Annotated in this window: 15 protein-coding genes and 1 CRISPR repeat array (1 of these 16 only partly in view); of the genes, 5 read left to right on the top strand and 10 right to left on the bottom strand. The window is 45.9% G+C overall.

The features are described from left to right. A CRISPR array of direct repeats spans positions 1 to 1,460; the repeat unit is 36 nt; unit sequence GTTGTGGTTTGATGCAAAATTGAAAAGACTTACAAC (it extends 5,368 nt beyond the left edge of the window). 180 nt (positions 1,461 to 1,640) lie between these two features. From GJU82_RS02130 to GJU82_RS02150, 5 genes are all read right to left on the bottom strand, one after another. Beyond that, complete coding sequence (locus GJU82_RS02130) at positions 1,641 to 2,918, bottom strand: DUF4010 domain-containing protein (RefSeq protein ID WP_153630640.1); 1,278 nt, start codon at positions 2,916 to 2,918, stop codon at positions 1,641 to 1,643. Between the two features lie 808 nt (positions 2,919 to 3,726). Next, entirely contained in the window at positions 3,727 to 5,343 is a 1,617-nt protein-coding gene (locus GJU82_RS02135; RefSeq protein ID WP_153630641.1) for a RagB/SusD family nutrient uptake outer membrane protein, read from the bottom strand. 20 nt (positions 5,344 to 5,363) lie between these two features. Then, complete coding sequence (locus tag GJU82_RS02140; RefSeq protein WP_194830944.1) at positions 5,364 to 8,450, bottom strand: TonB-dependent receptor; 3,087 nt, start codon at positions 8,448 to 8,450, stop codon at positions 5,364 to 5,366. A gap of 175 nt (positions 8,451 to 8,625) precedes the next feature. Then, positions 8,626 to 9,813 (bottom strand): helix-turn-helix domain-containing protein, encoded by a 1,188-nt coding sequence (locus GJU82_RS02145; RefSeq protein WP_153630643.1) that lies wholly within the window; start codon positions 9,811 to 9,813, stop codon positions 8,626 to 8,628. Between the two features lie 408 nt (positions 9,814 to 10,221). Then, positions 10,222 to 11,169, bottom strand: a complete 948-nt coding sequence (locus GJU82_RS02150) for a LysR family transcriptional regulator (protein WP_153630644.1) — start codon at positions 11,167 to 11,169, stop codon at positions 10,222 to 10,224. A gap of 101 nt (positions 11,170 to 11,270) precedes the next feature. Between GJU82_RS02150 and GJU82_RS02155 the strand changes: the two genes are divergently transcribed. After that, positions 11,271 to 11,726: a Dps family protein gene (locus GJU82_RS02155; protein WP_153630645.1), complete on the top strand. Its 456-nt coding sequence runs from the start codon at positions 11,271 to 11,273 to the stop codon at positions 11,724 to 11,726. Between the two features lie 131 nt (positions 11,727 to 11,857). Here GJU82_RS02155 and GJU82_RS02160 read toward each other — a convergent pair whose 3' ends face one another. Then, positions 11,858 to 13,258, bottom strand: coding sequence for a COG3014 family protein (locus GJU82_RS02160; RefSeq protein ID WP_153630646.1), 1,401 nt, complete (start codon positions 13,256 to 13,258; stop codon positions 11,858 to 11,860). A gap of 96 nt (positions 13,259 to 13,354) precedes the next feature. After that, positions 13,355 to 13,939 (bottom strand): penicillin-binding protein activator LpoB, encoded by a 585-nt coding sequence (locus tag GJU82_RS02165; protein WP_153630647.1) that lies wholly within the window; start codon positions 13,937 to 13,939, stop codon positions 13,355 to 13,357. Between the two features lie 158 nt (positions 13,940 to 14,097). On the opposite strand from GJU82_RS02165, the gene GJU82_RS02170 reads away from it, so the two are divergent. Next, positions 14,098 to 14,361 carry an HAD hydrolase-like protein gene (locus GJU82_RS02170; RefSeq protein WP_153630648.1) on the top strand — a complete coding sequence of 88 codons (264 nt, stop codon included), beginning with the start codon at positions 14,098 to 14,100 and terminating at the stop codon, positions 14,359 to 14,361. Between the two features lie 30 nt (positions 14,362 to 14,391). Here GJU82_RS02170 and ung read toward each other — a convergent pair whose 3' ends face one another. Both ung and nhaA read right to left on the bottom strand, forming a co-directional pair. Next, entirely contained in the window at positions 14,392 to 15,054 is a 663-nt protein-coding gene (ung, locus tag GJU82_RS02175; RefSeq protein WP_153630649.1) for a uracil-DNA glycosylase, read from the bottom strand. Between the two features lie 128 nt (positions 15,055 to 15,182). Then, complete coding sequence (gene nhaA / locus GJU82_RS02180; RefSeq protein ID WP_153630650.1) at positions 15,183 to 16,526, bottom strand: Na+/H+ antiporter NhaA; 1,344 nt, start codon at positions 16,524 to 16,526, stop codon at positions 15,183 to 15,185. 472 nt (positions 16,527 to 16,998) lie between these two features. Between nhaA and GJU82_RS02185 the strand changes: the two genes are divergently transcribed. The 3 genes from GJU82_RS02185 (at position 16,999) to GJU82_RS02195 (ending at position 23,237) form a co-directional block, all read left to right on the top strand. Further along, a complete protein-coding gene (locus GJU82_RS02185; protein WP_153630651.1) occupies positions 16,999 to 18,234 on the top strand; it encodes an ROK family transcriptional regulator in 1,236 nt (411 codons plus the stop codon). Between the two features lie 211 nt (positions 18,235 to 18,445). Further along, complete coding sequence (locus GJU82_RS02190) at positions 18,446 to 21,523, top strand: SusC/RagA family TonB-linked outer membrane protein (protein ID WP_153630652.1); 3,078 nt, start codon at positions 18,446 to 18,448, stop codon at positions 21,521 to 21,523. A 19-nt stretch (positions 21,524 to 21,542) separates the two neighbouring features. Next, complete coding sequence (locus tag GJU82_RS02195) at positions 21,543 to 23,237, top strand: SusD/RagB family nutrient-binding outer membrane lipoprotein (protein WP_153630653.1); 1,695 nt, start codon at positions 21,543 to 21,545, stop codon at positions 23,235 to 23,237. A gap of 139 nt (positions 23,238 to 23,376) precedes the next feature. On the opposite strand, the gene GJU82_RS02200 is transcribed toward GJU82_RS02195, so the two are convergent. Further along, positions 23,377 to 23,955 carry a DUF4251 domain-containing protein gene (locus GJU82_RS02200; protein WP_153630654.1) on the bottom strand — a complete coding sequence of 193 codons (579 nt, stop codon included), beginning with the start codon at positions 23,953 to 23,955 and terminating at the stop codon, positions 23,377 to 23,379. Between the last annotated feature and the right edge of the window lie 74 nt (positions 23,956 to 24,029).

A 24,029-nucleotide genomic window follows, 5' to 3' on the forward strand; every position in this document is an offset into this window, starting at 1 on the left:
GACTTACAACCAAAAAGAATATTCGCACGATTAGTAAACAGTTGTGGTTTGATGCAAAATTGAAAAGACTTACAACCCCGACGCGGACCATCCAGGTTGGTTACTGTTGTGGTTTGATGCAAAATTGAAAAGACTTACAACGTTGTACCCGTCAGCTGATTTATGTTCGCGGTTGTGGTTTGATGCAAAATTGAAAAGACTTACAACAGTTACTTCAAATGAAAATGAATGGGATATTGTTGTGGTTTGATGCAAAATTGAAAAGACTTACAACATCTGCTTCTGATACCTCCGTTTCGTCTGCGTTGTGGTTTGATGCAAAATTGAAAAGACTTACAACAGCCGGAAAGTCGGGTTCTTCATCGGGTATGTTGTGGTTTGATGCAAAATTGAAAAGACTTACAACTTTTCCCTTAGACCATATTCAGCGCTAAGAGTTGTGGTTTGATGCAAAATTGAAAAGACTTACAACCAAAATGGGGACAAGCAAAAGGCTTACAGGGGTTGTGGTTTGATGCAAAATTGAAAAGACTTACAACTCAAGAATATTAGTTACAACCTGTTTGATGTTGTGGTTTGATGCAAAATTGAAAAGACTTACAACTAAAATGCCTGAAGTAAGGCAAACATTGTTGTTGTGGTTTGATGCAAAATTGAAAAGACTTACAACGATTTGGTGATCTGTTGCAGGGTTTCAAAGGTTGTGGTTTGATGCAAAATTGAAAAGACTTACAACCAAAATACCGGAAGTGGACCGGTAACCTTTGTTGTGGTTTGATGCAAAATTGAAAAGACTTACAACTTAACTGGATGGGGGGTTGTCATACTTGATGTTGTGGTTTGATGCAAAATTGAAAAGACTTACAACGTTATCGGTTCCGAGGATAACCAGGCCGAGGTTGTGGTTTGATGCAAAATTGAAAAGACTTACAACACCGGGTCGGTTATCCAATTGGTGGGAAGCGTTGTGGTTTGATGCAAAATTGAAAAGACTTACAACGGCTGATGGCAAGGGTGCTACTTACCAGGGGTTGTGGTTTGATGCAAAATTGAAAAGACTTACAACGCAGCAAGTTGATGCTTTGAGGTTCTATGTGTTGTGGTTTGATGCAAAATTGAAAAGACTTACAACCAAACAAATGTTATTTACGAGCCGCGAACTGTTGTGGTTTGATGCAAAATTGAAAAGACTTACAACTATGAAAAATTATTACAAAACAAAGTTGTGTTGTGGTTTGATGCAAAATTGAAAAGACTTACAACGTAAATCTCCGGCGTGTGTCCTTGGAATGCGTTGTGGTTTGATGCAAAATTGAAAAGACTTACAACTATGAAAAATTATTACAAAACAAAGTTGTGTTGTGGTTTGATGCAAAATTGAAAAGACTTACAACTTAAAAGCATTTTTAGACTTTCAGCATAATGTTGTGGTTTGATGCAAAATTGAAAAGACTTACGGATGTTGTTTCTAACCTGACAGGTTACCGAAACCTGTTGTCAGGTTTTTTTATCAACGGCGGTTTTTACATGAGAGCAATACCCCTGTCGGGGTCTCCGACCACCAACAGGGTGAGGGGAAAAGAAGCCCCGGACGGACTCAACCGATGGCAAACCGGCCTTCACTTATACCGAAGCCATTCTTATTTTATCACGTAAAACCAGACGGAACACAAGATACCTGCCGCAAGCAGCACCCCGAAATGAACCGCCATTCGTTTCCTGACCGTACTTCCGCTTAGCGAAAGCGCGTATATCATTTTTAACAGGTTGTTGCTGTTGGTGGCATTCAGGATGGCCAGCGCCACGACCAATACATCAAGGGTGCTCTTTTGTTGCAGCAGGTTCATCAGGAACGGGTCGATATCGGTGACCCCCACCACAAAGGCGAGGCTGGTGACCCCGGCATTGCCATACACCTGCGACACGTAGTGAGTAATCAGTCCGAACAGTACGAACAGGAGACCAAACACCAGGGCTGTCCGGAATTCGAGCGGGTTCCGGTGGGTCGTTTCCACCTGTTTACTTCCGGGATTCGATTGTGTTGATTTCATCAGCGCCGTCCGCGATAACACCATCGAGACAACGAAGAGTAGCAGGAACGGAACAATCAGTCGCATGGCCACGGCCGTGTTGAACAGGAAGGCCAGCAGGAGAATGCGCAGGTACATCATGCCGTTAGCCATCATAATAGCCGAGACAACTTCGGCGCCCAGGCTCTCACTTTTCTCTTTCCGCGCCAGGATGACGGTGGTGGCGGTGGAACTGTATAACCCACCCAGGATACCGGTAACGGTGAGACTGGAGCGGGGAAAGACCAGTTTCTTCAGCAAATAGCTGGCGTACGAGATACCCGAAACAACCACAATGGCCAACCAGATGTGATAGGGCGATACCGGAATGGATTCGGAAATATTTTCGTGGGGCAGCAGCGGAAGAATGATTCCCGCGAAAGCGATAAACTTGGCAAGGGTGATAAATTCGTCCTGCGATATTTTTTTCATGATGGTGACAAACTCGTCCTTCATTTCGGTGATCACCAAAATGGCTACCACAAATGACAGCGTCAGCCAGATGGGCTGCGTTATGATGAGCAGCGGAATGGAGTAGGTGAGCAGGGCCAGGACAGTGCTGGTGAGCCCATATTTCTGCTGCGTTTTGATTTTCTGGTAATAGTGAATGCCGAGGAGCAAGCCCAGGATGACAAAGCCGGTGAGAAAGGGAACGAACGATTTTTCGTTGACGACGATGAGGAGGTAACCGAGTAACCCGATGAAGGTAAAGGTGCGGTCGGTGCCGAAAAGTTCGGCGTTTTCCTTCGAGGAGTGGTGACGGCGTTGTTCCAGTCCGATCAGTAGCGAGAAAACGAGCACCAGCAGGAAGTGGACAATTTCGTCGGGGATATTGGGTATAAAGTTCATAGGCTGTTTTACATTATCCGTTTAGCATGAATAAAGATAGAATTTCGCGTGCATTTGGCATAATTATTTTTTTCGGATGAGAACAAAACGAAATGTGAGAAAGGGTGATGAACAATGAGCAATGAAAGATGAACAATTAGTAATGAACAATGGGTAGGTCTAAGATCCAATCAATGAGTAATTAACAATGATAAATTAGCAATGGGGAGAAGGAAGGTCTAAGGTCTGGAATCTGGAGTCTTGCTTCTTACTATCGAACCCATAAAATTTTTTGCAACCAAATATTCCACGCAAAGATGGCCGTTTGACTAGCATTTTAATAAAGGAGTAAGTTTGGTTATACTCATAGCATAAAACAAGAGACTCCCTAAGAACAGCAATTGCAAAGCAGAGCAAAGCAAAGTCCATCCTGAAATACAACGCCTCCAAGTGCGGCGCAGGAACATATGCTTTTCAAGGATGATCGAGCTGTGCGCCTTTTCTAGTCACTCATACTTGTTCCCCGGGGTGGCGTCGTTCCAGCTTCCACTGAAACTCCTTACCCCGGGCTATGGACTTTCAGTCCTTCAGCCTGACAACGACAGAAACATTTCTAACTACAGAAACCGCGAAGCTTAACCTGAAAGCCTTTAAATAAATGAGCAATGAACAATTAAGAGGTCTATGGTCTAAGGTCTCGCGTCTGGAGCCTGTCCTCTTAATTTACGTTCTCAAAAAAAAGGCCACCGCTGCAGTAGCAGGGTGGCCCCGGGTTTAACCCAACTGTATGAATGATTTGTTTGTTTTTATCGTTCCTTATCAGGAAAGATTAATATCCAGTGTTTTGTGAACTCTGCGGGTTAACGGAAATCTCCTGTTCCGGAATGGGTAGCACTACATTCTTATCCTTGAAGCCTGCACCCGAAATACTCATATAATCTTCCTGTCCGTTGGTAAAGGTTCCTTCCGGAATCATTTTACCCTGGTCGCCCAATATCGTTTTGGCATCGCCCCAACGAACCAAGTCCTGGAAGCGTACGCCTTCGAACGACAGTTCCAGACGACGTTCTGTTTTAATGTCAGCGAAAAGCTGGTCGCCTGATGAAGCGAGGGCAGGCAGGTTAACCCTTGCCCGTACCTGGTTGATCAACGGAAGTGCTTTGGCATCATCGCCGGCCCGGTTATAGGCTTCGGCGGCCATCAGTAATACATCGGCATAGCGCATCAAACGAACATTGGTAGCGTAATTCAGCTCTTTTACACTAGTTTCGCTTGTATTCGATTCGTTGGCCCATGGACCATATTTCAGCCGAACATAGCCTTCGCATCCCCAGGGATAGGAGTTGTTCTGGTCGGGGTTCCGCAGTTTTCCGCCTTTCGCGATTAACTGGTTTTCGCTCATCATGGCTGCATTTCGGCGTACGGTATCGTTCGCAGCGGTATACGCATTCCAAAGTGATTTCTGCGGATAAGCAAATCCCCATCCGGCTACCAGTCCGGTTGAGCCACCGGTGAACCAACCATCGCCACGCGGACCGCAAAGCTGCCAGTGGACGTTGCTTTCGGTGTTACGGCCGTTGTTGCCCCACTGGAAGTTACCCCAATCGTAGTTTTTATCAGCCGAATAGGAAATCTCGAACAGTGACTCTTGTCCGAATTCCTGTTCCTTACGGAGAACTCGTGAATAATCGGAAATCAATCCGTATTCACCGGAATCGATTACTTTTTGGAATTCAGCAGCTGCATCAGCATATTTTTTCTCAAAGAGTAGTGATTTACCCAGCATAGCCTGAGCCATACCTTTCGAAACGCGTACTTTATCAGCGGCTGATTGCTGGCTTTTCAGCGGAAGATCCGGGATAGCTTCGTTGAGGTCTTTTTCAATCTGCGCCCAGATGTCGGCTACTTTAGCGCGTGGCTGGTTGTACTGCTCGGGCGATGCTGCCGGTTCGGTTACTAACGGCACTTTCCCCCATAAAGTTACCAGATCGAAATAAAGCATGGCTCGTAGCGATTTCGCTTCGGCTATAGCCTGCTTTTTCGCGGCCGATTCGGGTTTGATTTTCGCAATCACCAGGTTGGCGCGGTAAATACCCCAATACGACATCTGGAACAACCAGGTAATAACCGGGTTGCTGGAGCTGTAACGGAACTCATTGATTTCCTCATAAGGAGGCTGATCACCACGGTGTCCGCCACCGGTATAGATTTCATCAGACAACAGGGTTTTCAGCATCCACATGCTGTCCCAGTCGTAGGCGTACATCGATTGAAGTATGTCGTAAACTCCCAGCACGGCACCTTTAGCGTCGGCATCGGTTTTATAGAAGCTGTCCACAGGGATAGAACCTTCGGGTGTGGTATCGAGAAATGATTGAGAACAGCCCGACAGGAAGAAAATGGCGGATAGTAGCGCCACCTTGAATTTATATTTTTTGATCTGCATGTTCATTGCGTTTTAGTTGATTAGAATGAAATGGATGTTCCGAACATTACTTTACGAGCAGTTGGATACGTTCCCCGGTCGATACCAATGTTGTTGTTATTGTTGTTGTTGGTACCAGCTTCCGGGTCCATACCGATGTAATTGGTGAATGTGAAGAAATCATCGAGTGATATGTAGAACCGGGCAGATTTCATATGTAAGTTATTCATCAGTGATTTGGGAAGGTTGTATCCCAACTGAATCTGTTTGATTCGCATGAAAGCTCCGTTGAATACCAGGAGGTCACTGTTCCATGCTTTTGGATTCGTTCCTGCACGCGGCTCCGTTGCCGTGGTGTTGTCGGCTGTCCAGCGGTTTTTGAAGAAATATTCCGGATGGTTAATGGTCGGACGGTCGTTACGAATCCAGCCCATCATTACATCGTTACCGGAAGTTCCCTGGAAGTTCACATTCAAATCGAAGTTTTTGTATGATGCATCCAGGCTTCCACCGTAATAGAGATCCGGAATTGCACTTCCAATGTACTGTTTATCGGCTTCCGTTACATTATTGGTTGGCTGACCACTTTTATCGAGGAAGATGGGATCGCCGGTTTTCGGGTCGATTCCCTTGGTTTTGTATCCGTAGAAGAACCAGAGCGGTTCACCTTTTTGAACAGCAGTGGCAGTCCAGCCCGAACCTACCTGGGCACCGTAGAGGCGATCGAGTGTCGGGTTGAGGTAGGTTACTTCGTTCTTCAGTGTCGACATATTCAGGTGAATACCGTAGTTGAAATCATGGATTTTATTCCGGTATCCCAATTCGAACTCAAAACCTTTGTTCGTTACGTCGCCGGCATTGATAGGGGAAGCTGCGTTTCCGGCTTCCAGAGCAGGTGTATTCTGCGTGATGAGATCGGTGGTTTTCTTGTTGTAGTAATCCATCGTGAAGGTCAACCGATCGTGGAACGCACGGAGGTCAAGGCCGACGTCAGTTTGTACACTGGTTTCCCAGCGGAGATTCGGGTTCTCGAGCTGTGATGGTTCAAATACTGTTCCGAATGAACCGTCGGCCATCGGGTAGGTCAGGGCGTATCCGTTACTCGTCGATGAGATGAGTGAAGCATAGCTGTAGTTCCCCAGGTTGGAGAGGCTACCGTTCTGACCCCAACTGGCACGAAGTTTAGCATTGGTGATAAATGATTTCGGGAAAAAATCTTCGTTCGAGATAACCCATCCGCCGGAAACGGCAGGGAAGACTCCCCAACGGCCGCTTTTGGGCAGTTGTGACAGGCCGGCACCATCGCGGCGCAAACTACCTTCGAGCAGGTACTTGTCTTTGTAGTTATAGGAAAGACGGCTGAAGTAACTTTCTTTGCGGTTGTCGTAGATGCGGCCATTGACCTGGTCATTCTTCTGCGATGAGATGAAATCGAGCTGTGCATAAGCCGGATTTTCCATAATCATCGGACCACCCTGTGCATTGGTAATGCGGTGTGTGGCTTTCTCGGATGACATACCCAACAGTAACGTCAGGTCGTGATCGCCGAATTTATGGTTATACGAAGCAAAGTTTTCGAACATCCAGTCTTTCCAAAGGTCATTGTTATCAATTACCTTGGTTGCACTGTTATTCCGCTCTGCGGTATAGTAATAGGTCGGATTCCAGGTGTGATAATTCTGGTAGGTCAGGTTCAGGTTGAACCGTGAGGTGATGGTCAATCCCTTCAGCGGCGTCAGCACGGCATACACATTTCCTTGCAGTTGATCCTGTTGTGTCCGGTCTTTGGTGATGGCCTGCGTAACGAATGGATTGACGATTTCTCCGAAGACGTATTTGGAAATACCATAGTAGTTTCCGTCCGGCGCTTTCAAAATCGGATTTCCGTTGTTAATGAAAGTCTGAACATGTGCGGGTACATCGCCGGTATATTCTACCGGAGTTGCCGGGTCAATCATCAGCGCACTGCCGATAACTCCACCAAACTCACCACCCGATTCGTTGATGGCAGCACGTTGACTGTTGGAGTAGGTAAACGTATTTCCAACTTTCATCCAGGGCAGAATCTGGTGATCGGAGTTCAGTCGAACGGTGTAGCGTTTGTATTTATCCTGCGGACCTACCACGATACCATCCTGATTGAGGTACGACATCGACAGCATGTAGGTGGAACCATCTTTACCTCCGGAGAAGGAGATGTGATGCTTCTGCATGGGCGCGGTTTCGAAGATGGCACCCAGCCAGTCGGTGTTATAGGTCTGGTCGACATTTGAAATTAATCCCGCTTCGTTCATGAAGGTGCTGTACTGCGAAGTGTTCATCAGCTTCGGCGTATGCCCTACACTCTGCAATCCATATTGGAAATCGTAAGTAATGGTGGGTTTCCCTGATTTTCCTTTTTTCGTGGTGATGATGACAACACCATTACCACCCTCGGCTCCGTAAATGGCTGTTGATGCGGCATCTTTCAATACCTCCATGGAACTGATATCATCCGGATCGAGGTTGGAAATATCGGTGGTTTTGATACCATCGACGATGTAGATCGGATTGGAGTTGTTGTTCGATGAGTATCCGCGAATCCTCACTTTGATGGGGGCTCCAGGAGCTCCGGATGCGTTGATAACCTGCACACCGGAAGTTTTTCCCTGCAGTGCCTGCTGTGCCTGCGAAACCGAAGTGTTGCCGATGTCAGACGAATTGACGCTGGCAATGGCGCCGGTCACAACGCTTTTCTTTTGTACACCGTATCCTACAGCGACAACCTCGCCCAGACCGATGTTTTCTTCCTCCATCTTTACATTGATGGTGCTTTGCCCCGTGTAGGTAATTTCTTTATTCTTCATTCCTACAAAGGAGTAAAGCAGGGTTGTATTGGCCGGAACATCAGCCAGGTGATAAACGCCGTTGGCATCGGTGATGGTTCCGTGTGTGGTCCCTTTAATAACAACGGTAACTCCGGGAAGGGGAGCACCGCTTCCATCGCTTACTTTACCCGATACAGTGTGCCCCTGGGGTTGAGCATTCCCCGTGACATTTTCGGATGAACGCGACAGTACTACGTGATCGCCGTTGACGCTGTATGTAACTGGCGTTCCATCAAACAAGGCGTCGAGCAAAGATTCCAAACTGGTTTCCTGTTCATTCAGGCTGACCTATCATTTTTTTATCAGCTTACCATCCTTGTCCCGTTTCGAACAGTAAAAGTGAGAAAAAAAATCACATCTTCAATCGGTATTATGAGGAGTAAAGTGCAGGTAAATCCTTTTCGGTAAAACAGAAAATTAAGGTGTAATCAGGTGCTTATGATTTTATTCGGGCATATGGTTGATCGCCCGTCCTGATTTTGCGGTCTTCTCGGTATTTCCCGGGTGTAATGCCGGTTTCTTTTTGAAAGGCACGGATGAAGGAGTTTAGTGAACCAAATCCCGACAGGTCGCCGATATGATCCAGCGTATAGCCGTCAAACGATTCTGCTTTGAGCATCCGGCGTGCTTCCTCTACACGGTAATGGTTGACATAGCTGCAGAAATTCATTCCGTAATGCTTGTTGATGATACCTGAAACATAGGTCCGGTTACTGTTGAGCATTTTCGAAACCTCCCAAATTTTCAGGTCTTTGTTTAAGAAGGCCTTTTGGGAAGTGAAATACTCTTCGAGTTTGACAACCACATCGTTTGGTTCATTTTCTGTTGCCTCTCTTTCAGGGTACAGCTCATTGAGTTTAACAATCTGTTTCACAATCTGGTCCTGACGGTTACCCAGATAACCGATAATGAACAACAGCACGGAGAAAGTGAAGGAAGGAATGAGCAGTTTCAGGCTGTTGTCGAGAAAGCTACTGCGCCCCATCGCATTGAAGATAAAACTTGCGATGGAAGTGAGCAGGAGAAAAATATACATCAGTTGTGCCCAGTTCAGGCTCAGTTCTTCCGGATTGGAATAATATTGTGCAATATTCTCCTTGTGTTTCCGGATGAGCCGGATATTCAATACCAGGTAAGCAAATACCTGGATTGCAAAAACGAGGCGGCTCAGTAGGAAAATCATTTGACAGGCATTAATCCACGGATTGGCGGAAAGGTAAAACGAGTGTGAACCATGTTCCAGGTGGCGGATATAAGCGAGCCGGTTAATTGGGCCCATAAATATAATAAGCAGGAGGCTGGCAATGGCGATAATCGCTCCGGGAAGGTAATGTAGTAACTCGGCTGGTTTCAGGCGCGTTTCAACTGTCAGTAATCTTATGTAGTGGTAATACATCGGAAAGACAGCCAGGCTGGTGAGGGTATATACCCATTCATACCAGGTAAAAATGCCAAATTGGCGGATGAAATAGAACGCATGTCCCAGGTATAGTAAAAATGCCACCATCATAAATACCCCAAGCATAAACTTAGCACGGTTCATTCGAAACGTTCCAATGGTAAGTACAATGGCCCAAAAAAGGGTTGCGTAAAGTGGATTGAGGACAGCCAGGTAACGTATCATAAGCTGTTGGTACAGTATATCAATTAATTATTGAATGCCACAAATGAGATCAATTGCCAAAGGGGGAAGAAAAATGTACCAATTGAAAATTGGTTTTTACCTTCTGCAAGATACAAAAAATCTTTTTGTCATACTTTCAGCTGTGTTAATGCAAAATGAATAAACGTTTAATTTGGGTGTTTTTTGGGAGTAGATACACCTGTTTCTCTCCTGTTGTTTGTGTCTGTCACAGCTACAGTTGGCAACTTGGTTCAAATTACACATTTTGAGTTTTGTGCTTAGGTTACATTTCAGGTGAAAGGCAAATGTTTGTGACACCTGCACAAAAGGGTGTTCCGGTCGGAGCGCCCTTCTTCATTTGTGCCATTCGCCATTGCTGTTGATACGCAAATTAGGGTTGAAAGGGAATTAAAACCGTAATCCGGTGTCCAACGTCTTCTCTACCGGGTTGGCCAGCATTCGTTTGGGAATGATCTTCAAAGCCTCCCCTAAAAGAAATTCGATGAGGCGGTCGCTCTTTGAAATGCGGGTGGTGGCCAGGCTGATTTCACGAACAGGCGGTGTTCCAACTATTTCTTTTATCATCTGCTCCTTTTCCGGACTTACCGAAAGGGTAGCCATTTCGGGTATGAACGTAATGCCGCCGCTGTTCTCCACTATCCGGCAAAGCGATTCGATGGAGTTGGACAGATAAACGATATTCTGATATTCTCCGGGTTCTTTCGCATATACACATACCGAGTCGACCTGGTTTTGAAAGCAGTTCCCTTCCTGCAGATACCACATCTCCCTCAAATCAACTTTGTCCAAATCGATACTTTCTGAGGCATACAGTTCGTGCTGTTCGGACACATAGAGGTAGAATTTCTCATAGAAAAGCGGACGAAAGACCATTCCCGGTGCCGAAACGGGAGTGGAGATGAAGCCTGCATCCAACTGGCCGTTTTTCAGCTGGCTGATAATCTCTTCAGTCTTTAACTCTCTTACCGTTAACCGGATGTTGGGATACTCCTGGCCGAACTGGTCGAGAAACATCGCAAACCAATAGGGTGCGAGTGTTGAGATGACACCCACCCGCAGCTCTCCTTCCGGCTTTTTCCCCAGTTCGAAAGGTAGATCCTTCAGGTTGCCGGCCAATTGCAGTAGTTCACGGGCTTTACCGGCAAACAGCTCTCCCTCTGCTGTCAGTGCCACCCGGTTGGGTGAACGTTTGAACAGCTTCATCCCTAACTCTTCTTCCAGTTTGCTGATTTGCAGGCTCAATGCCGGCTGGGATATGTGTAACCTCCTGGCTGCCAGTGAGAATGAGTCGTGCTGGCTCAACTCGATTACATACGATAGTTGCAATAGGGTCATGGTATAATCTTTTGCTTATGTATCTATAAATATTTATAAAAATAGAAAATATCACCTTTGAAGTAACAAAACAGGATAACAAACAATTAAAATATCGAATCATGGAAACAAAAAGAACAAACAACGACAGTGTAGTAAATCAACTGAACAATGTACTGGCCGATCTGCAGGTCGTTTATCAAAACATGCGCACCATGCACTGGCTGGTGAAAGGTCCCGAATTTTACCAGTTACACAAGATGTATGAAGGATTTTACACAGAATTGGCCGATGTGGTAGACGATGTGGCAGAACGTATTCTTACTTTGGGTGGGGTACCTTACCACCAGTTCAGCGAATACCTCGACCAAACCAGCGTAGAACCGGTCGCAGATGTACCTCGCGGAAAAGAGAATTTGAAAATTACTGTGGAGAACTTCGAACATCTGCTGGGCGAGTACCGCGAAGTACAGGAAACGGCTTCCAACAACGGTGACGAGGGGACGGTCGCGCTGTTCAGCGAATTAATTGCCTCTACCGAGAAGAAGCTGTGGATGTTGAATGCCACTTTATCCTAAATCAAAACCCGGTGAACCCAGTTTATGATATGAATAAGGGCCGGAGGTGAACAGTAACAACAGTAACTCTCGTAACCACACGGCACAACGTGAAAATTGTAACCTGAAATGGCACAGCCCTAACCTGAAATTTATGGCTGCGGCGGCGAGCTTTCCAATGTATGGTAGGTAATAAATCGTGTTTCGCCGCTTTGCCCATTCACATTGAAGGTTTGTGCCTGATTCCCGGGTGTGAAGTGTAAGGTGAGATGGTTCTCGCCATTGTGGAGTGGAACGCGGGTATAGCCAACCTCGTAAGGTAGGGTCTGCCAGTTGCGGGTATCGGCTTTTTCGGTAACGGCGTTCGCCAGGCTTACCAGCATGCCCAACGCATCGTTTTTTTGGGTGGTAGCTGCTTCAATACCTTTCTTTACTGCCAGGCGGAGAATGGCTTCTCCCATTTCGCGCAACAGGCGGTCGTGCAACGTTTTGTGCGCGATGGCATCAATGTCTTCGGCCATTTCCAACGGATAACTTTTCCCGGATGCAGTTGTCAGGGTGGCTTCGTTATATACCGGTTGCCTGTCGGAGTAGCGGGGCATGGCTACCCGGATGAAACGTAAATCATCGAGGCTCGATTTTTCATTGGATGAAAGGTCGCCGATGAAGACGGGGAAGGAGAGGCCGTACTCGTCATTCACAAAAGTGGCCCAGCCGCCTTCGCCTTTTACCATGGTGAAGTTTACCGACCATTCGCTCTTCACCGGTCCCAAACCATTGAGCCAGAAGAATACTGCGGAGGAACCGATGGAGTCAGCCTGTTGGTACTGAAAACCGAACTCATCTTCGTATTGATGCTGTTCCTGTCTAAAACCGATGAGGGCAGCGGTGCGCACCAGGTCGTGTTTTAGCTGTTCGGGAGCTGTGAGGCCAAAGTTTTTGGCATAGCTGTTCTGGTACACATTGTAAGCGTTCCGGTAGGAGATAAAAGCGTTGTTGTAATCCTTCAGTCCATCGTAAATAATGCCGGTGAGCAGTTGCGCAAATGCATCGTCCTGGTACCGGTTCTTGTGGTCGGGGTATTTGTCGTTAATGGCGTGCAGTTGCAGGTTGATGCGGCGGCATTCTACCAGCGCATCGTCGTATTGCTTCAGATCGATGTAATTGAGGGCCTGATAAAAGTGAATGAGCACCTTTTCGAAATCTTCTGCACGGTAGGGGGTGGCCATGGGATTGGTGACGAGCGCCAGCGCTTCGGCACCATAATTAGTGCTGTAATCTTCAATCATATGGTCGGCCTCGCCAAACAGTTTGATGCTCTCGCGGTAGTCGCCCAACATGCGCGTGGTTACTCCCCGGTTGAGAAGATATAACAGCCTGTCTTTAGGCTTCACCTTTTTCTCAGACTGTTCGATAATTTTTTCGGCATTATCAATGTTGCCGCTTTCGAATGCCTGGTAAAAAGCTTGATTTTTCTGATAATACGTGGCACATCCGGTGAAAAGCAACAACGGAAAAATACACAATCCGGTAAGGAAAATTATTTTCTTCATGCCGGGAAATGGTTTGGCTGTGTTGTAGAAAAAAGGGAAACAGCCCTGCTTTTCAGTTAACCGAACAGGGCTGTACTATATTTGTTGATAAGTAAATCAGTTGCGGATCGCTTTCTTGATTTTCTTTTCGCCCATCCAAACCACCTCGTTGGTTTCGAGATTGGTGAGCTCCTCGTTTACCTGGTAGTAAACTACCTTATTCCGTTTGTATGCGTCGACGATGGAGCTGATGTCGCCTTGCATGATGAAGTCTGCGCCCAATTCACGGCCCCATTTGGCTGCGGTAGACGGTGCGGCATAAGTATTCTGATCCTGACGTTCGGCACGGAGTTCCTCGCGTTTTTCACCGGCTTGCACGAGGCGTACCTGTCCGCTGTTGATGAACGACCGTTCGACGTCTTTTATATAGGTGTCGGTGTCGATGTGTTCAGTTGATTTGTTATACACCAACCCGACTACGACCACAGGCTTGCGGCCATGAGCTCGTTCAAAATCGTGGAGCCAACGTTGATTGAGTACCTGCTCGGTCAGCGCTTCGGCCGTGAGGCGCGAGTCGGTATCGTTCCAGCGGCCGCTTAAATCGATGGCCTGGTCGGTGGCAACGCGGGTTACCTGGCGTGAACAGGAGCCCAGTATCAGGGCAAAAGTTATCAGCGCAAATAATTGAATTTGTCTTTTCATGATGATTCCTTTTGGTTACAATCTATTTTCGGTTTTCTCTTTTACAAAATATATGCCGTAAGTTAAGGCGATTGCTCGAAATATGCCATTAATTTGTTTCAATTGGAATTCGTATGGGAAGCTTTTATCGACTTTTTTAACTTTGTGCGAAAACACTCATGGCCTACCGGAATATCCTTTTCGACCTCCGTGGCACACTGACCGACCCGAAAGTGGGGATTTTCAATTCCATTCGTTACGCTTTGCGCGGAATGAATATCAAGGCGCCGGAAGAAGATCAACTGCTTTCTTTTATCGGTCCGCTGCTTTTCGATTCATTTAAGCATCATTTTTCCCTTACGGATGAAGTGGACGAAGAAGCGGTGGGGGTTGTTCCTTGTTTATTTTCCTGGAAAAGGGATGTACGAAATTCAGTTAATTAAAATTGAAACATTTAGAATTCAACGTTTCTTCTACCATTCAATAGGTGTTTTTCCGTGTTGTTCGAGGTAGGCATTGGTTTTGCTGAAATGCCGGCAACCGAAAAAGCCCCGGTTGGCAGAGAAAGGTGATGGGTGCGGCGCCTTTAATACGAGATGCCTGTTGGTATCGATGAATTCGCCTTTGCGCTGGGCGTAGGCTCCCCACAGCAAGAAAACCAGGTGTTCCTTTTCTTCGGCCAGTTTGCGGACGACAGCATCGGTGAAAGTTTCCCAGCCGTTGTTCTGGTGCGAACCAGCCTGACGGGCACGAACGGTTAGTGTCGCGTTAAGCAGAAATACTCCCTGATGTGCCCAGCGTTCGAGATTACCGCTTTTCGGCATGGGAATATTCAAATCGTTGTTCAATTCTTTAAAGATGTTTTGAAGCGAAGGGGGAAAATCGATGCCATCCTGAACGGAAAAACAAAGTCCATGCGCTTGTCCGGGACCGTGATAGGGATCTTGCCCGAGTACCACCACTTTTACGTCATCGAACGGGCAGCAATCGAACGCATGGAACATCCATTTCCCAGGTGGATATACCTTGTGGCGGGCGTATTCGTCTTTGACAAACTTCACCAACGACTCGAAATAGGGTTGATCGAATTCTCCGTTTAATACTTTCTTCCAGCTTTCTTCTATTTTGACATCCATAGAAAGAGATAATAGACGTTAGATATTAGACTTAAGATTTTAGAACTACTTTTTCAGATTTTCTTAATCTGCACCTGAGCCTACTCTTTTGCCTTTATTGTTCAATTCTCATTGTTCACTGTTCATTGTTACGGTTCCACGGGGTAGCTGAATTCCTCATTTTTCGGTCGGGGAAGAATTTTGGACAATAGCAAATATCCGACAACTCCAGCCACCAGTGAACCTCCCAAAACCCCCAATTTTGCAGCATTTAGCATAGAAAGGTCGAAGTAGGCCAGGTTTGAAATGAAGAGTGACATAGTAAATCCCAATCCGCCGAGGATAGCCACTCCGAACATGTGTGGCCATTTGATATTTTGTGGTAATTCAGCTAGCCCCAGCTTCACTCCACCCCATGAAAAGAGCGTGATACCCAGTGCTTTTCCTACAAACAGGGCAAGGGCCACGCTTAGGCTCAGATATCCGTATGGGCCCATATTGCTGCCATCAAGCACTACGCCGGCATTCCCAAGGGCAAATGCCGGCATGATGAAGTAATTCACCATCTTGTGCATCATGTGTTCGATGCGTTGGGCCGGACTCTGGACCAACTTGATTTGTCGTTTCAGGTTATCGAGTTTATGTATTTCCTGGTCGGGAAGGGTATAGGACGTAGCGCAATCATCGCAAAGATTAAATTTTTCGACATGATCGTTGAATTCGTTGGTCATCAGGTTCCGGCGCAACGGAACGGTGAAGGCGACCAGTACTCCTGCAATGGTAGCGTGTATGCCCGACTTCAGGAAGAAATACCAGACAATGGTCCCAATTACCACATAAACCCAGGGTTTACGAACTTTCATCCAGTTGATGATGAGCAGGAGCGAAATGAGCGCCAACGCCTGCATCAGGTATTCAAGCTGCAGATTTGAAGAATAGAAAATGGCAATAACCATAATGGCACCCAGGTCGTCGACTATGGCCAGTGCCACCAGAAATATTTTCAGCGAAAGCGGAACCCGCTTGCCCAGCAAACTTAAAATTCCCAGTGAAAAGGCTATATCGGTAGCCATGGGGATTCCCCAACCCTGTGCGCCGTCTTTCCCAATGGTAAGCGCCGAAAATAGCAGGGCGGGTAAAACCATCCCTCCCAGTGCTCCCAGCGCCGGAAGAGCAGCTTTCCGCATGCCCGACAGTTCACCGGCAATGACTTCCCGTTTGATTTCCAACCCAACCACAAAAAAGAAAATGGCCATCAAACCGTCGTTTACCCAGTGCAACAGGTGCATTCCCACTTCAAAACCACCCACCTTAAGGGCAATTTCGGTATGCCACAAATGTTCGTATGATGCATGAAAGGCGGAGTTGGCCCAGAGAAGAGCAGCAATTGTACAGACAATGAGTAGGATACCTCCCGAGGCATCGTTTTCGAGAAATTGATGAAATCTTCGGCGGGATGCCTGGATAACTTTTTTGGAAACCATTTCCTGCATAAGGTGAATTTGTCGTCAGGTTAAGAAAATCGTTTGACCAAGCGGCCTGAAAAATAACCCTGCTAAGGTAAAAAATTCCCGTTGTCGGGAAAATTTCCAGTCAGGCTGCCTGATACAAGATAACAAAAAATTGCCAGTGAAGTTTGAAGAAGAAGTAACGATGTGGATGGAAGAAAAAATCAGTTGACTTTCATCGGTGATCTGATGGGAATATACCAAAATTCCGCTTTTTTTCCGAATGGTCAACGCGTGATTGATTTTTCAAATGAAGAGAAATATAAGAAGCTGTACCTATGCAAAATGTTCAAACATACACGATTCTAGAAGACTTGTTTTATGTGTTGTTATTTTTACAAGAACTTCTGTGTAAAGATGCAGAACTATTAATTCTTTTTAAAAAACTTTAATAATAACTTGACTTAATTGTAAAATTATCTTTAATTGGTACCTGCAAATATTGGAAACGCGATAAATGATTCTGATAAGTAAAGAGGAAAGCCGAAGATTGACAGTGAATGGTATCAAGCGCTATCGTCAGCGCATGCAGATACTGAGTTTATTGTATGAACACCGTTCGCTGTCAGCGTCCGATCTGAGTAGGGAGGTTCGTATCAGCCTGCCCACGACTAAAACGCTGCTTGATGAGTTAATCGCCTTAAAAGCAGTTGAAACCAGCGGTATTGGAGAGTCAAGGGGTGGAAGAAAACCTGCTCTTTACAGTTTGGTGGCCGAAGCTTTTTATATCATTGCGGTCGATATGGGACGCTATAAAGCAAAAACAACCATATTTAATTGTCACAACGAGGAAGTAACCCCTATCCGGTTTATTGAAACCAATATTGATGATCCGAAACTGGTGGATAAGCTTCACAAGGCAGCGAATGAGTTGGTTCGTGAAACTGGCATCCCGGAAGATAAGATCGTTGCTGTGGGCGTTGACATGCCGGGATTGATTGATTCAAAGGAAGGGATCAATTTCACCATTAAGGACCCCTCTTTACGGAATGTAAAAAAGCGTTTCGGTGCCAAATTTCAGAAGGCTGTATACATTGATAATGATGCAAGGATGCAGGCTTTTGGTGAATTTGTTTTCGGTAAAGCGCAGAATACCGTGAATTCGGTTGTGCTGAACTGGAGCTGGGGACTTGGCGTTGGGATGATATTAAACGGCCAGCTTTACAGTGGTTCCCGTGGTTTTGCCGGCGAATTCAGTCACATCAGGCTGGAGGACGAAGGCGAACTGTGTATTTGCGGCAAACGGGGATGTATCGAAACCATGGCATCGGCTCATAAACTACTTAACCTGGCGATAAGTGGCGTTAAAAATGGCACGGTTTCGCAATTAACCCGGATTTTCAAGAATAATCCGGATGAGATGCAGACAGAAGATGTGATTAATGCCGCACGCGGTGGTGACGAATTCGCCATTTCTATCTTAAATCAAGTAGGCAGTGCTTTAGGGAAAGGACTTTCCATTCTGATTCAATTGCTTAACCCGGAATTGATAGTCCTGAGTGGTCCTATTTCACAAGCCAACCAATACATTATGACACCTATCCAACAGTCCTTAAACCAGTATTGCCTGGAAAATATCTGCAGTAATGTACGTCTCGAAATTTCGGAGATTGATGAGCACTCGGGTTTGCTCGGAATAGCTGCCATGCTTTTCCAAAAGGTTTTTGGTGACGCCATGGATGAACTCAAGTAAACAGATTTGTACGGGGGATTGTCAGTTTAGCCGGAATACACTGGTGATTGTTGCTTAATTAGCATTTATCTATAATTTGTCTTGATGGAGATGCACTGTTGTTAATACTCGGCAATTTTTGTCTGTTCTTCGGTGGACCATTACATTTCTGCGATACATCGCAATATTATTGTACAAATTCTGTTTTAATCATAGAATTTATAGAAGTCTTATGAAGAAATTCTTTTTTGCTTTTGGAATGTATCTAGCATCTATTAGTGGTGCATATGCCCAGCACACGGTTACAGGAACAGTTGTTTCCTGGCCCGACGGTCAACCCATACCCGGGTTAACGGTCGTTGAGAAAGGAGTAAACAACGGTACGGTTACGGATGCCGATGGTAATTACTCCGTTACTGTACAATCGGGAGATGCTACTTTGGTGTTTTCATTTGTTAGTATGGAAACCCAGGAGATTCCCGTGAATGGTCGTTCGACCATTAATGTTACAATGAAGTCCAGGGATGTGGCAGTTGATGAAGTGGTTGTCACAGCGCTTGGTGTTACCCGCGAAAAGAAATCGTTGGGGTATGCAGTTAGCGAAGTCAAAGGTGACGAAGTGTCTACCGTGAAGGATGCTAACCCAATTAACTCACTTTCAGGTCGTGTCGCCGGTGTAACCATTACGCAAGGCTCGTTCGGACCGGGTAGTAGTTCCCGGGTGATCATTCGTGGTAACAACTCGCTAACCGGCAATAACCAGCCGCTTTATGTGGTGGATGGTGTACCGATGGATAACTCAGGTTTCGGTTCGGCTAACGAAGCGGACACGGGAGAATATTCCAAATTGGATTATGGTAGTGGTATTGGTGACATCAACCCGGATGATATTGCTTCGATTTCGGTGTTGAAAGGCCCGAATGCTGCCGCACTTTATGGTTCGCGTGCTGCTAACGGCGTTATCATGATTACCACCAAGAAAGGATCTTCCCGGAAAGGTATTGGTGTGAGCATTACATCGAATACTACTTTTGAGAACCCGATGTTGCTTCCGGACTATCAGAATCAATATGGCCAGGGGACACAGGGGGCGATTCCTTCAACTGTCGGTGATTTGAAAGAGGCCGGAGGTTCATGGGGGCCAATGATGGATGGTTCCAGTCAGTTGTATTATACCGGCGAAAATCGTCCGTATAGTCCGCAACCGGATAATGTGAAAGATTTCTTTAGGACAGGAGTTTCGTCTATTAATACGGTTGCTCTGGATGGAGGGAATGATAAGATTAATATGCGGTTTTCTTATACCAATTCGCAGATTAATTCCATGATTCCCAACTCAAAAATTGAGAGAAATAACTTCAACCTGAGAGCGTTTTCCAAACTAACCGATAAGCTGACCGTAGATGCTAAAGCCACTTATTTCAAGCAGTATGGTAAGAACCGCCCGACGCTGGGTACGGAAGGTGTCATGGCTTATTTGGTTAATATTCCCAGAAACGTTGATATCAACGATCTGAAAAACTACCAGGATCCGGTAACATTGAGTTCAATCGGTCCGACATCCTTGAATTCGAACCCATACTGGATGGTTTATCACGATCAGAATAAAGACTGGAAAGATCGTTTCCAGGGATTTGTCAAGATTCAGTATAGCTTTACAGATTGGCTTTCGGCCTATGTTCGTGTGGGGACCGATATGACGACAATGAATATCGAGCAGGTTAACCAGTACGGACACTGGTACTATTCAACGGGACGTTTCAATTATCGTGAAAGCCAGACCCAGGAAACCAACGCTGATTTCCTTTTTACGGCTAACAAGGATTTGACCGACAAGGTCAACCTGAGCGCTTCATTTGGTGGAAACGCTATGCACCACACCTATCGTGGTCACAGCGTAAATGGAGACCATTTTCGTATTCCGGACGCTCCACCAGTTTTAAGTTCAATAAATGTTTTTCCCGGTTTTACTCCATTACAGGAGAAGAAGATCAATTCGTTGTACGGAACGGTTAGTCTGTCGTATGACCGTTGGTTCTACCTGGATGGCTCGGCGCGTAACGACTGGTCATCGACACTTCCGGAATCGAACTGGTCGTATTTCTACCCGTCGGTTAGTGCTTCCATCCTTTTCAACGATCTGCTGAAGTTGGATAATTCAGCGATGACTTATTCAAAATTGCGTGCCAGTTGGGCACAGGTAGGTAACGATACTGATCCGTATCAGTTATACGATACTTACTCACTGGCAGGGGTGAACGACTCGTATTTAGGACAGACAACCGTCTCGAGAAGTACTACTAAATATAATCCAAATCTAAAACCGGAACAGATTACGTCCACGGAAGTGGGGGGGGAATTCCGGTTCTTCGATAATCGCTTACATCTTGATATGTCGTACTATAATATCAAATCGAAGAATTTGATTATGAAAGTACCGATTTCTGCTTCTACCGGATATAGCACGTTATTGGAGAATGTCGGCGAAATCGAAAACAAAGGTTTTGAAGCGATGCTGGGAGCGACACCGGTACGCACATCAAACGTGACCTGGGATATTTCGGTCAACTTTGCGACGAATAAAAATAAATTGAAATCGCTGATTGCAGGTACCGATAACTATGTATTCTCTACTGTTAATAGTGGAAATGTCATTGTGCAGGGAACTGTTGGCGGCGGATTTGGTGATATATACGGTACTACCTGGGCAAAGAACGATAATGGTCAGGTCATTGTGAATGCGGACGGACTGCCAAAATCCAGTAGTGACAAGGTGTATTTGGGAAATTATCAGCCCGACTGGACGGGAGGTATGAGCAATACCTTAACCTATAAGAATTTCCGCTTGAGTGCTTTAGTAGATGCACGTTTTGGTGGAAAAGTGTATTCGGGAACGGATGCCGGAATGGACGGTGCCGGAACGAGCAAGCGTTCTTTACAATACCGCGAAGGCGGAGTCGTTGTTGACGGTGTGCTTGAAAGTGGCGAAGCCAACACAAAACAAATTACGGCCCAACAATACTGGGGGGCTGTTAGCGGTATTGCTTCAGAATATGTTTACGATCAAACCAATGTGCGTTTGCGTGAACTTTCACTGGTATGGAACCTCCCTGGTAGTTGGTTGAGCGGTACCGTAGTGAAAAGTGCATCCTTTGGCGTTGTGGGTCGGAACCTCTTCTTTATCTATAAGAAAGTGGACAATTTTGATCCGGAATCAGCCTATAGTGCTTCTTCTTTTTCCCAGGGGGTAGTATACTATCCTTTGCCTACGGCCCGGAGTCTCGGTTTCAACCTGAATGTGAAGTTTTAATCGTTAATGACTGAATATTATGAAATTAAATAAATTCCTACTAGCAATTGTAGCTGTATTGGGGTTAACTTACTGTACATCCGATTTTGTGGATATCAACAAAGACCCTAATGCAGTGCAGGGAGATCAGGTTACTGCTAAGTATTTCGTTACACGTGCGCAAGTGAATCTTTTTGCTCCCGATCGATATCCCTATTGGAGAGCCCAGCTGATTAACGCCGATCGGTATGCCGGAATGTTCTGTTTCGGATTTGCCGGTTCCTGGTGGTCCGATGGATTGGGTTATACCTATGATCCAGGTTATACAGATGCCGCCTGGGATTATTATGAAGGGTATAACAGTACTATTGACTCATATCTCGAACTGACACAGCCCGGGGGCGTACAGGAGAATTCCCTCTATTATGCTACTGCTCTGATCATGAAGAGCATGTTTTTTCAGAAATTTACCGATACCTTTGGTGAAGTACCTTATTCTGAGAGTGGTAACCTGGATATTCTTCAGCCGAAGTTTGATATGCAGGCCGAAATATACCATGGGATTATTAATGACCTGGACAAGGCGATGTCTTTGATTGGTGATGCAACCAAAACAGGTGATGGGGAATTGGAATTGACGAGCAATGATCTTTTCTATAACGGAGACTTGCAAAAATGGAAAAAGTTAGCAAATACCCTGAAGTTGAAGGTTGCTTTGCGTGCCCGCGGTGCTTCCGGTGCTTCGTTTGTCGATCAGGCTATCAACGAGGCGCTCTCTGCTCCGTTGTTGTCTGATGAGCCTGATAACGCGTTGTTGCCGAAAGATAACATCATCAGTCAGTGGAACAGTTCCTGTTACGGTGATGTGTGGTATAATTTTGGTGGCCTGGGTTCCAAATGGACCGTTAGTCAGCCGTTGATCGACCTGTTGCAGAAAAATGGTGACCCGCGCTTGTCTAAATATGCTCAGCCGGCTGCTGGTGGTGATACCCTTACTATTCCACATCCGGATTCAGACGATGATGCCATGTATCAGAAGCGTAAGGATTTTATCCTGGCTGCGTTAGATGACGCTGGTGCAACCTATACAGAATGGACCAATGGAGATGGTGAAACCGTTCTTTCATTGGATAAGAATAAATACTACATTGGTCAACCGGTCCGTATGAATAGATTTATGATGAATTATGCCCGGTATGAGCTGTTTAGTAGCCCTGCTCAATACATTATCCAGGCGAAAAACGAGGGAGAGCCGATTGCTCCGGAGATCGTCATGACCACCGCTGAATCGTATTTCATGCAGGCACAGGCGGCTTTGGATGGATATGGTTCCGGCGATGCCAATACGCTTTATCGCGAAGGTTTGAGGCAGGCAATGCTGGTTTGGGGCGTTGATCAGACTGATATTGATAATTTTCTTGCTACCTCACCAATGGCCAACCTGGACGGTTCCAACGATATGGAAAAAGTAGCCGAACAGCGTTGGTTGGCTAACTATACCGAAGGTTTCGAAGCGTGGGCGGTTGTCCGTAAATTGGGATATCCAGCCTCTCTTGCTCAGGGCGTTCAGGGAAAAGACGGAGACATCTATGCTATGGGTGACTTAGACGGACTTTACCCACAGCGTATGCGCTATGGTTCCAGCCCATACAGTACCAACAACGACAACCTGCAAAAAGCAATTACCGATCAGGGACCTGACGTACAAGCCACAAAGTTGTGGTGGGAGAAATAAACCTAACCTGACCTTTCATTTAGTATCTCTGATACTAGTAGTTTATATTGCCGGGGGAGCCTCGGTTCCCTCGCTTTGACCATATTAAAAAACGGGGCTTTCGGGCCCCGTTTTTTGCTGTATTGATATCTGTTTTGTATTAGAAGTCCATCCCACTTCGGTAAGTGGTTGACTGGTCGAGTGGAACTAACTGGCCGGCAAAACGGAGCCGGGCACTGGTTGTTGCCGCATTGACTTCTGCGTCGGCAAAATTATTTCCTTTGCTCAACTTCACCGTGATATCGGCTGTTAAAGCGTTGCCGATGACAGACATCTTGTAAGTGATATTACCATCTTTGTCTTCTGTCATTTTGATTTGAGTGGGTTTTCCTTTGAGTGTAATACCTCCGATTCCGTTTGGGCCTGTATAACCGTTAAAAGCCAATTGCATATAAGCAGTATTATTTTCCAACGAAACGAAATTGGTTTGATCACTCACATTGATCAGCTGCCCCCATTTGGTGTAGAGGCGATTGGCTTCCAACACCCAGTCGCCGTTTTCGAGCGCTTGTTTGGCCTGTTCGAATTGAGACATGTTAGCTGCTTCGCGTTGCTTTTTCCTTATCGCTTTTTTCTCCTGACGTGTCATCATTGAGTCTGAGTTTTGCGCATATACCTGCGTGGCGGTACCAAGTCCCAGCAGGACTCCCATCAGCATTATGACTAATTTTGTTTTCATGACGTTAAATTTTTTATGTTATACAATTCTTTCGTTTTTCTTGCGCTTGTCGTGTTTAATAAACTACATTTCTT

The sequence above is a fragment of the Prolixibacter sp. SD074 genome, assembly GCF_009617895.1.
GTDB lineage: Bacteria > Bacteroidota > Bacteroidia > Bacteroidales > Prolixibacteraceae > Prolixibacter.

Coding starts and splice junctions, on each gene's coding strand:
- GJU82_RS02185 (WP_153630651.1), top strand. CDS start 16,999: ATGATTCTGATAAGTAAAGAGGAAAGCCGAAGATTGACAGTGAATGGT.
- GJU82_RS02145 (WP_153630643.1), bottom strand. CDS start 9,813: ATGATACGTTACCTGGCTGTCCTCAATCCACTTTACGCAACCCTTTTT.
- GJU82_RS02200 (WP_153630654.1), bottom strand. CDS start 23,955: ATGAAAACAAAATTAGTCATAATGCTGATGGGAGTCCTGCTGGGACTT.
- GJU82_RS02155 (WP_153630645.1), top strand. CDS start 11,271: ATGGAAACAAAAAGAACAAACAACGACAGTGTAGTAAATCAACTGAAC.
- GJU82_RS02150 (WP_153630644.1), bottom strand. CDS start 11,169: ATGACCCTATTGCAACTATCGTATGTAATCGAGTTGAGCCAGCACGAC.
- GJU82_RS02195 (WP_153630653.1), top strand. CDS start 21,543: ATGAAATTAAATAAATTCCTACTAGCAATTGTAGCTGTATTGGGGTTA.
- GJU82_RS02135 (WP_153630641.1), bottom strand. CDS start 5,343: ATGCAGATCAAAAAATATAAATTCAAGGTGGCGCTACTATCCGCCATT.
- GJU82_RS02190 (WP_153630652.1), top strand. CDS start 18,446: ATGAAGAAATTCTTTTTTGCTTTTGGAATGTATCTAGCATCTATTAGT.
- ung (WP_153630649.1), bottom strand. CDS start 15,054: ATGGATGTCAAAATAGAAGAAAGCTGGAAGAAAGTATTAAACGGAGAA.
- GJU82_RS02170 (WP_153630648.1), top strand. CDS start 14,098: ATGGCCTACCGGAATATCCTTTTCGACCTCCGTGGCACACTGACCGAC.
- GJU82_RS02130 (WP_153630640.1), bottom strand. CDS start 2,918: ATGAACTTTATACCCAATATCCCCGACGAAATTGTCCACTTCCTGCTG.
- GJU82_RS02165 (WP_153630647.1), bottom strand. CDS start 13,939: ATGAAAAGACAAATTCAATTATTTGCGCTGATAACTTTTGCCCTGATA.
- GJU82_RS02160 (WP_153630646.1), bottom strand. CDS start 13,258: ATGAAGAAAATAATTTTCCTTACCGGATTGTGTATTTTTCCGTTGTTG.
- nhaA (WP_153630650.1), bottom strand. CDS start 16,526: ATGCAGGAAATGGTTTCCAAAAAAGTTATCCAGGCATCCCGCCGAAGA.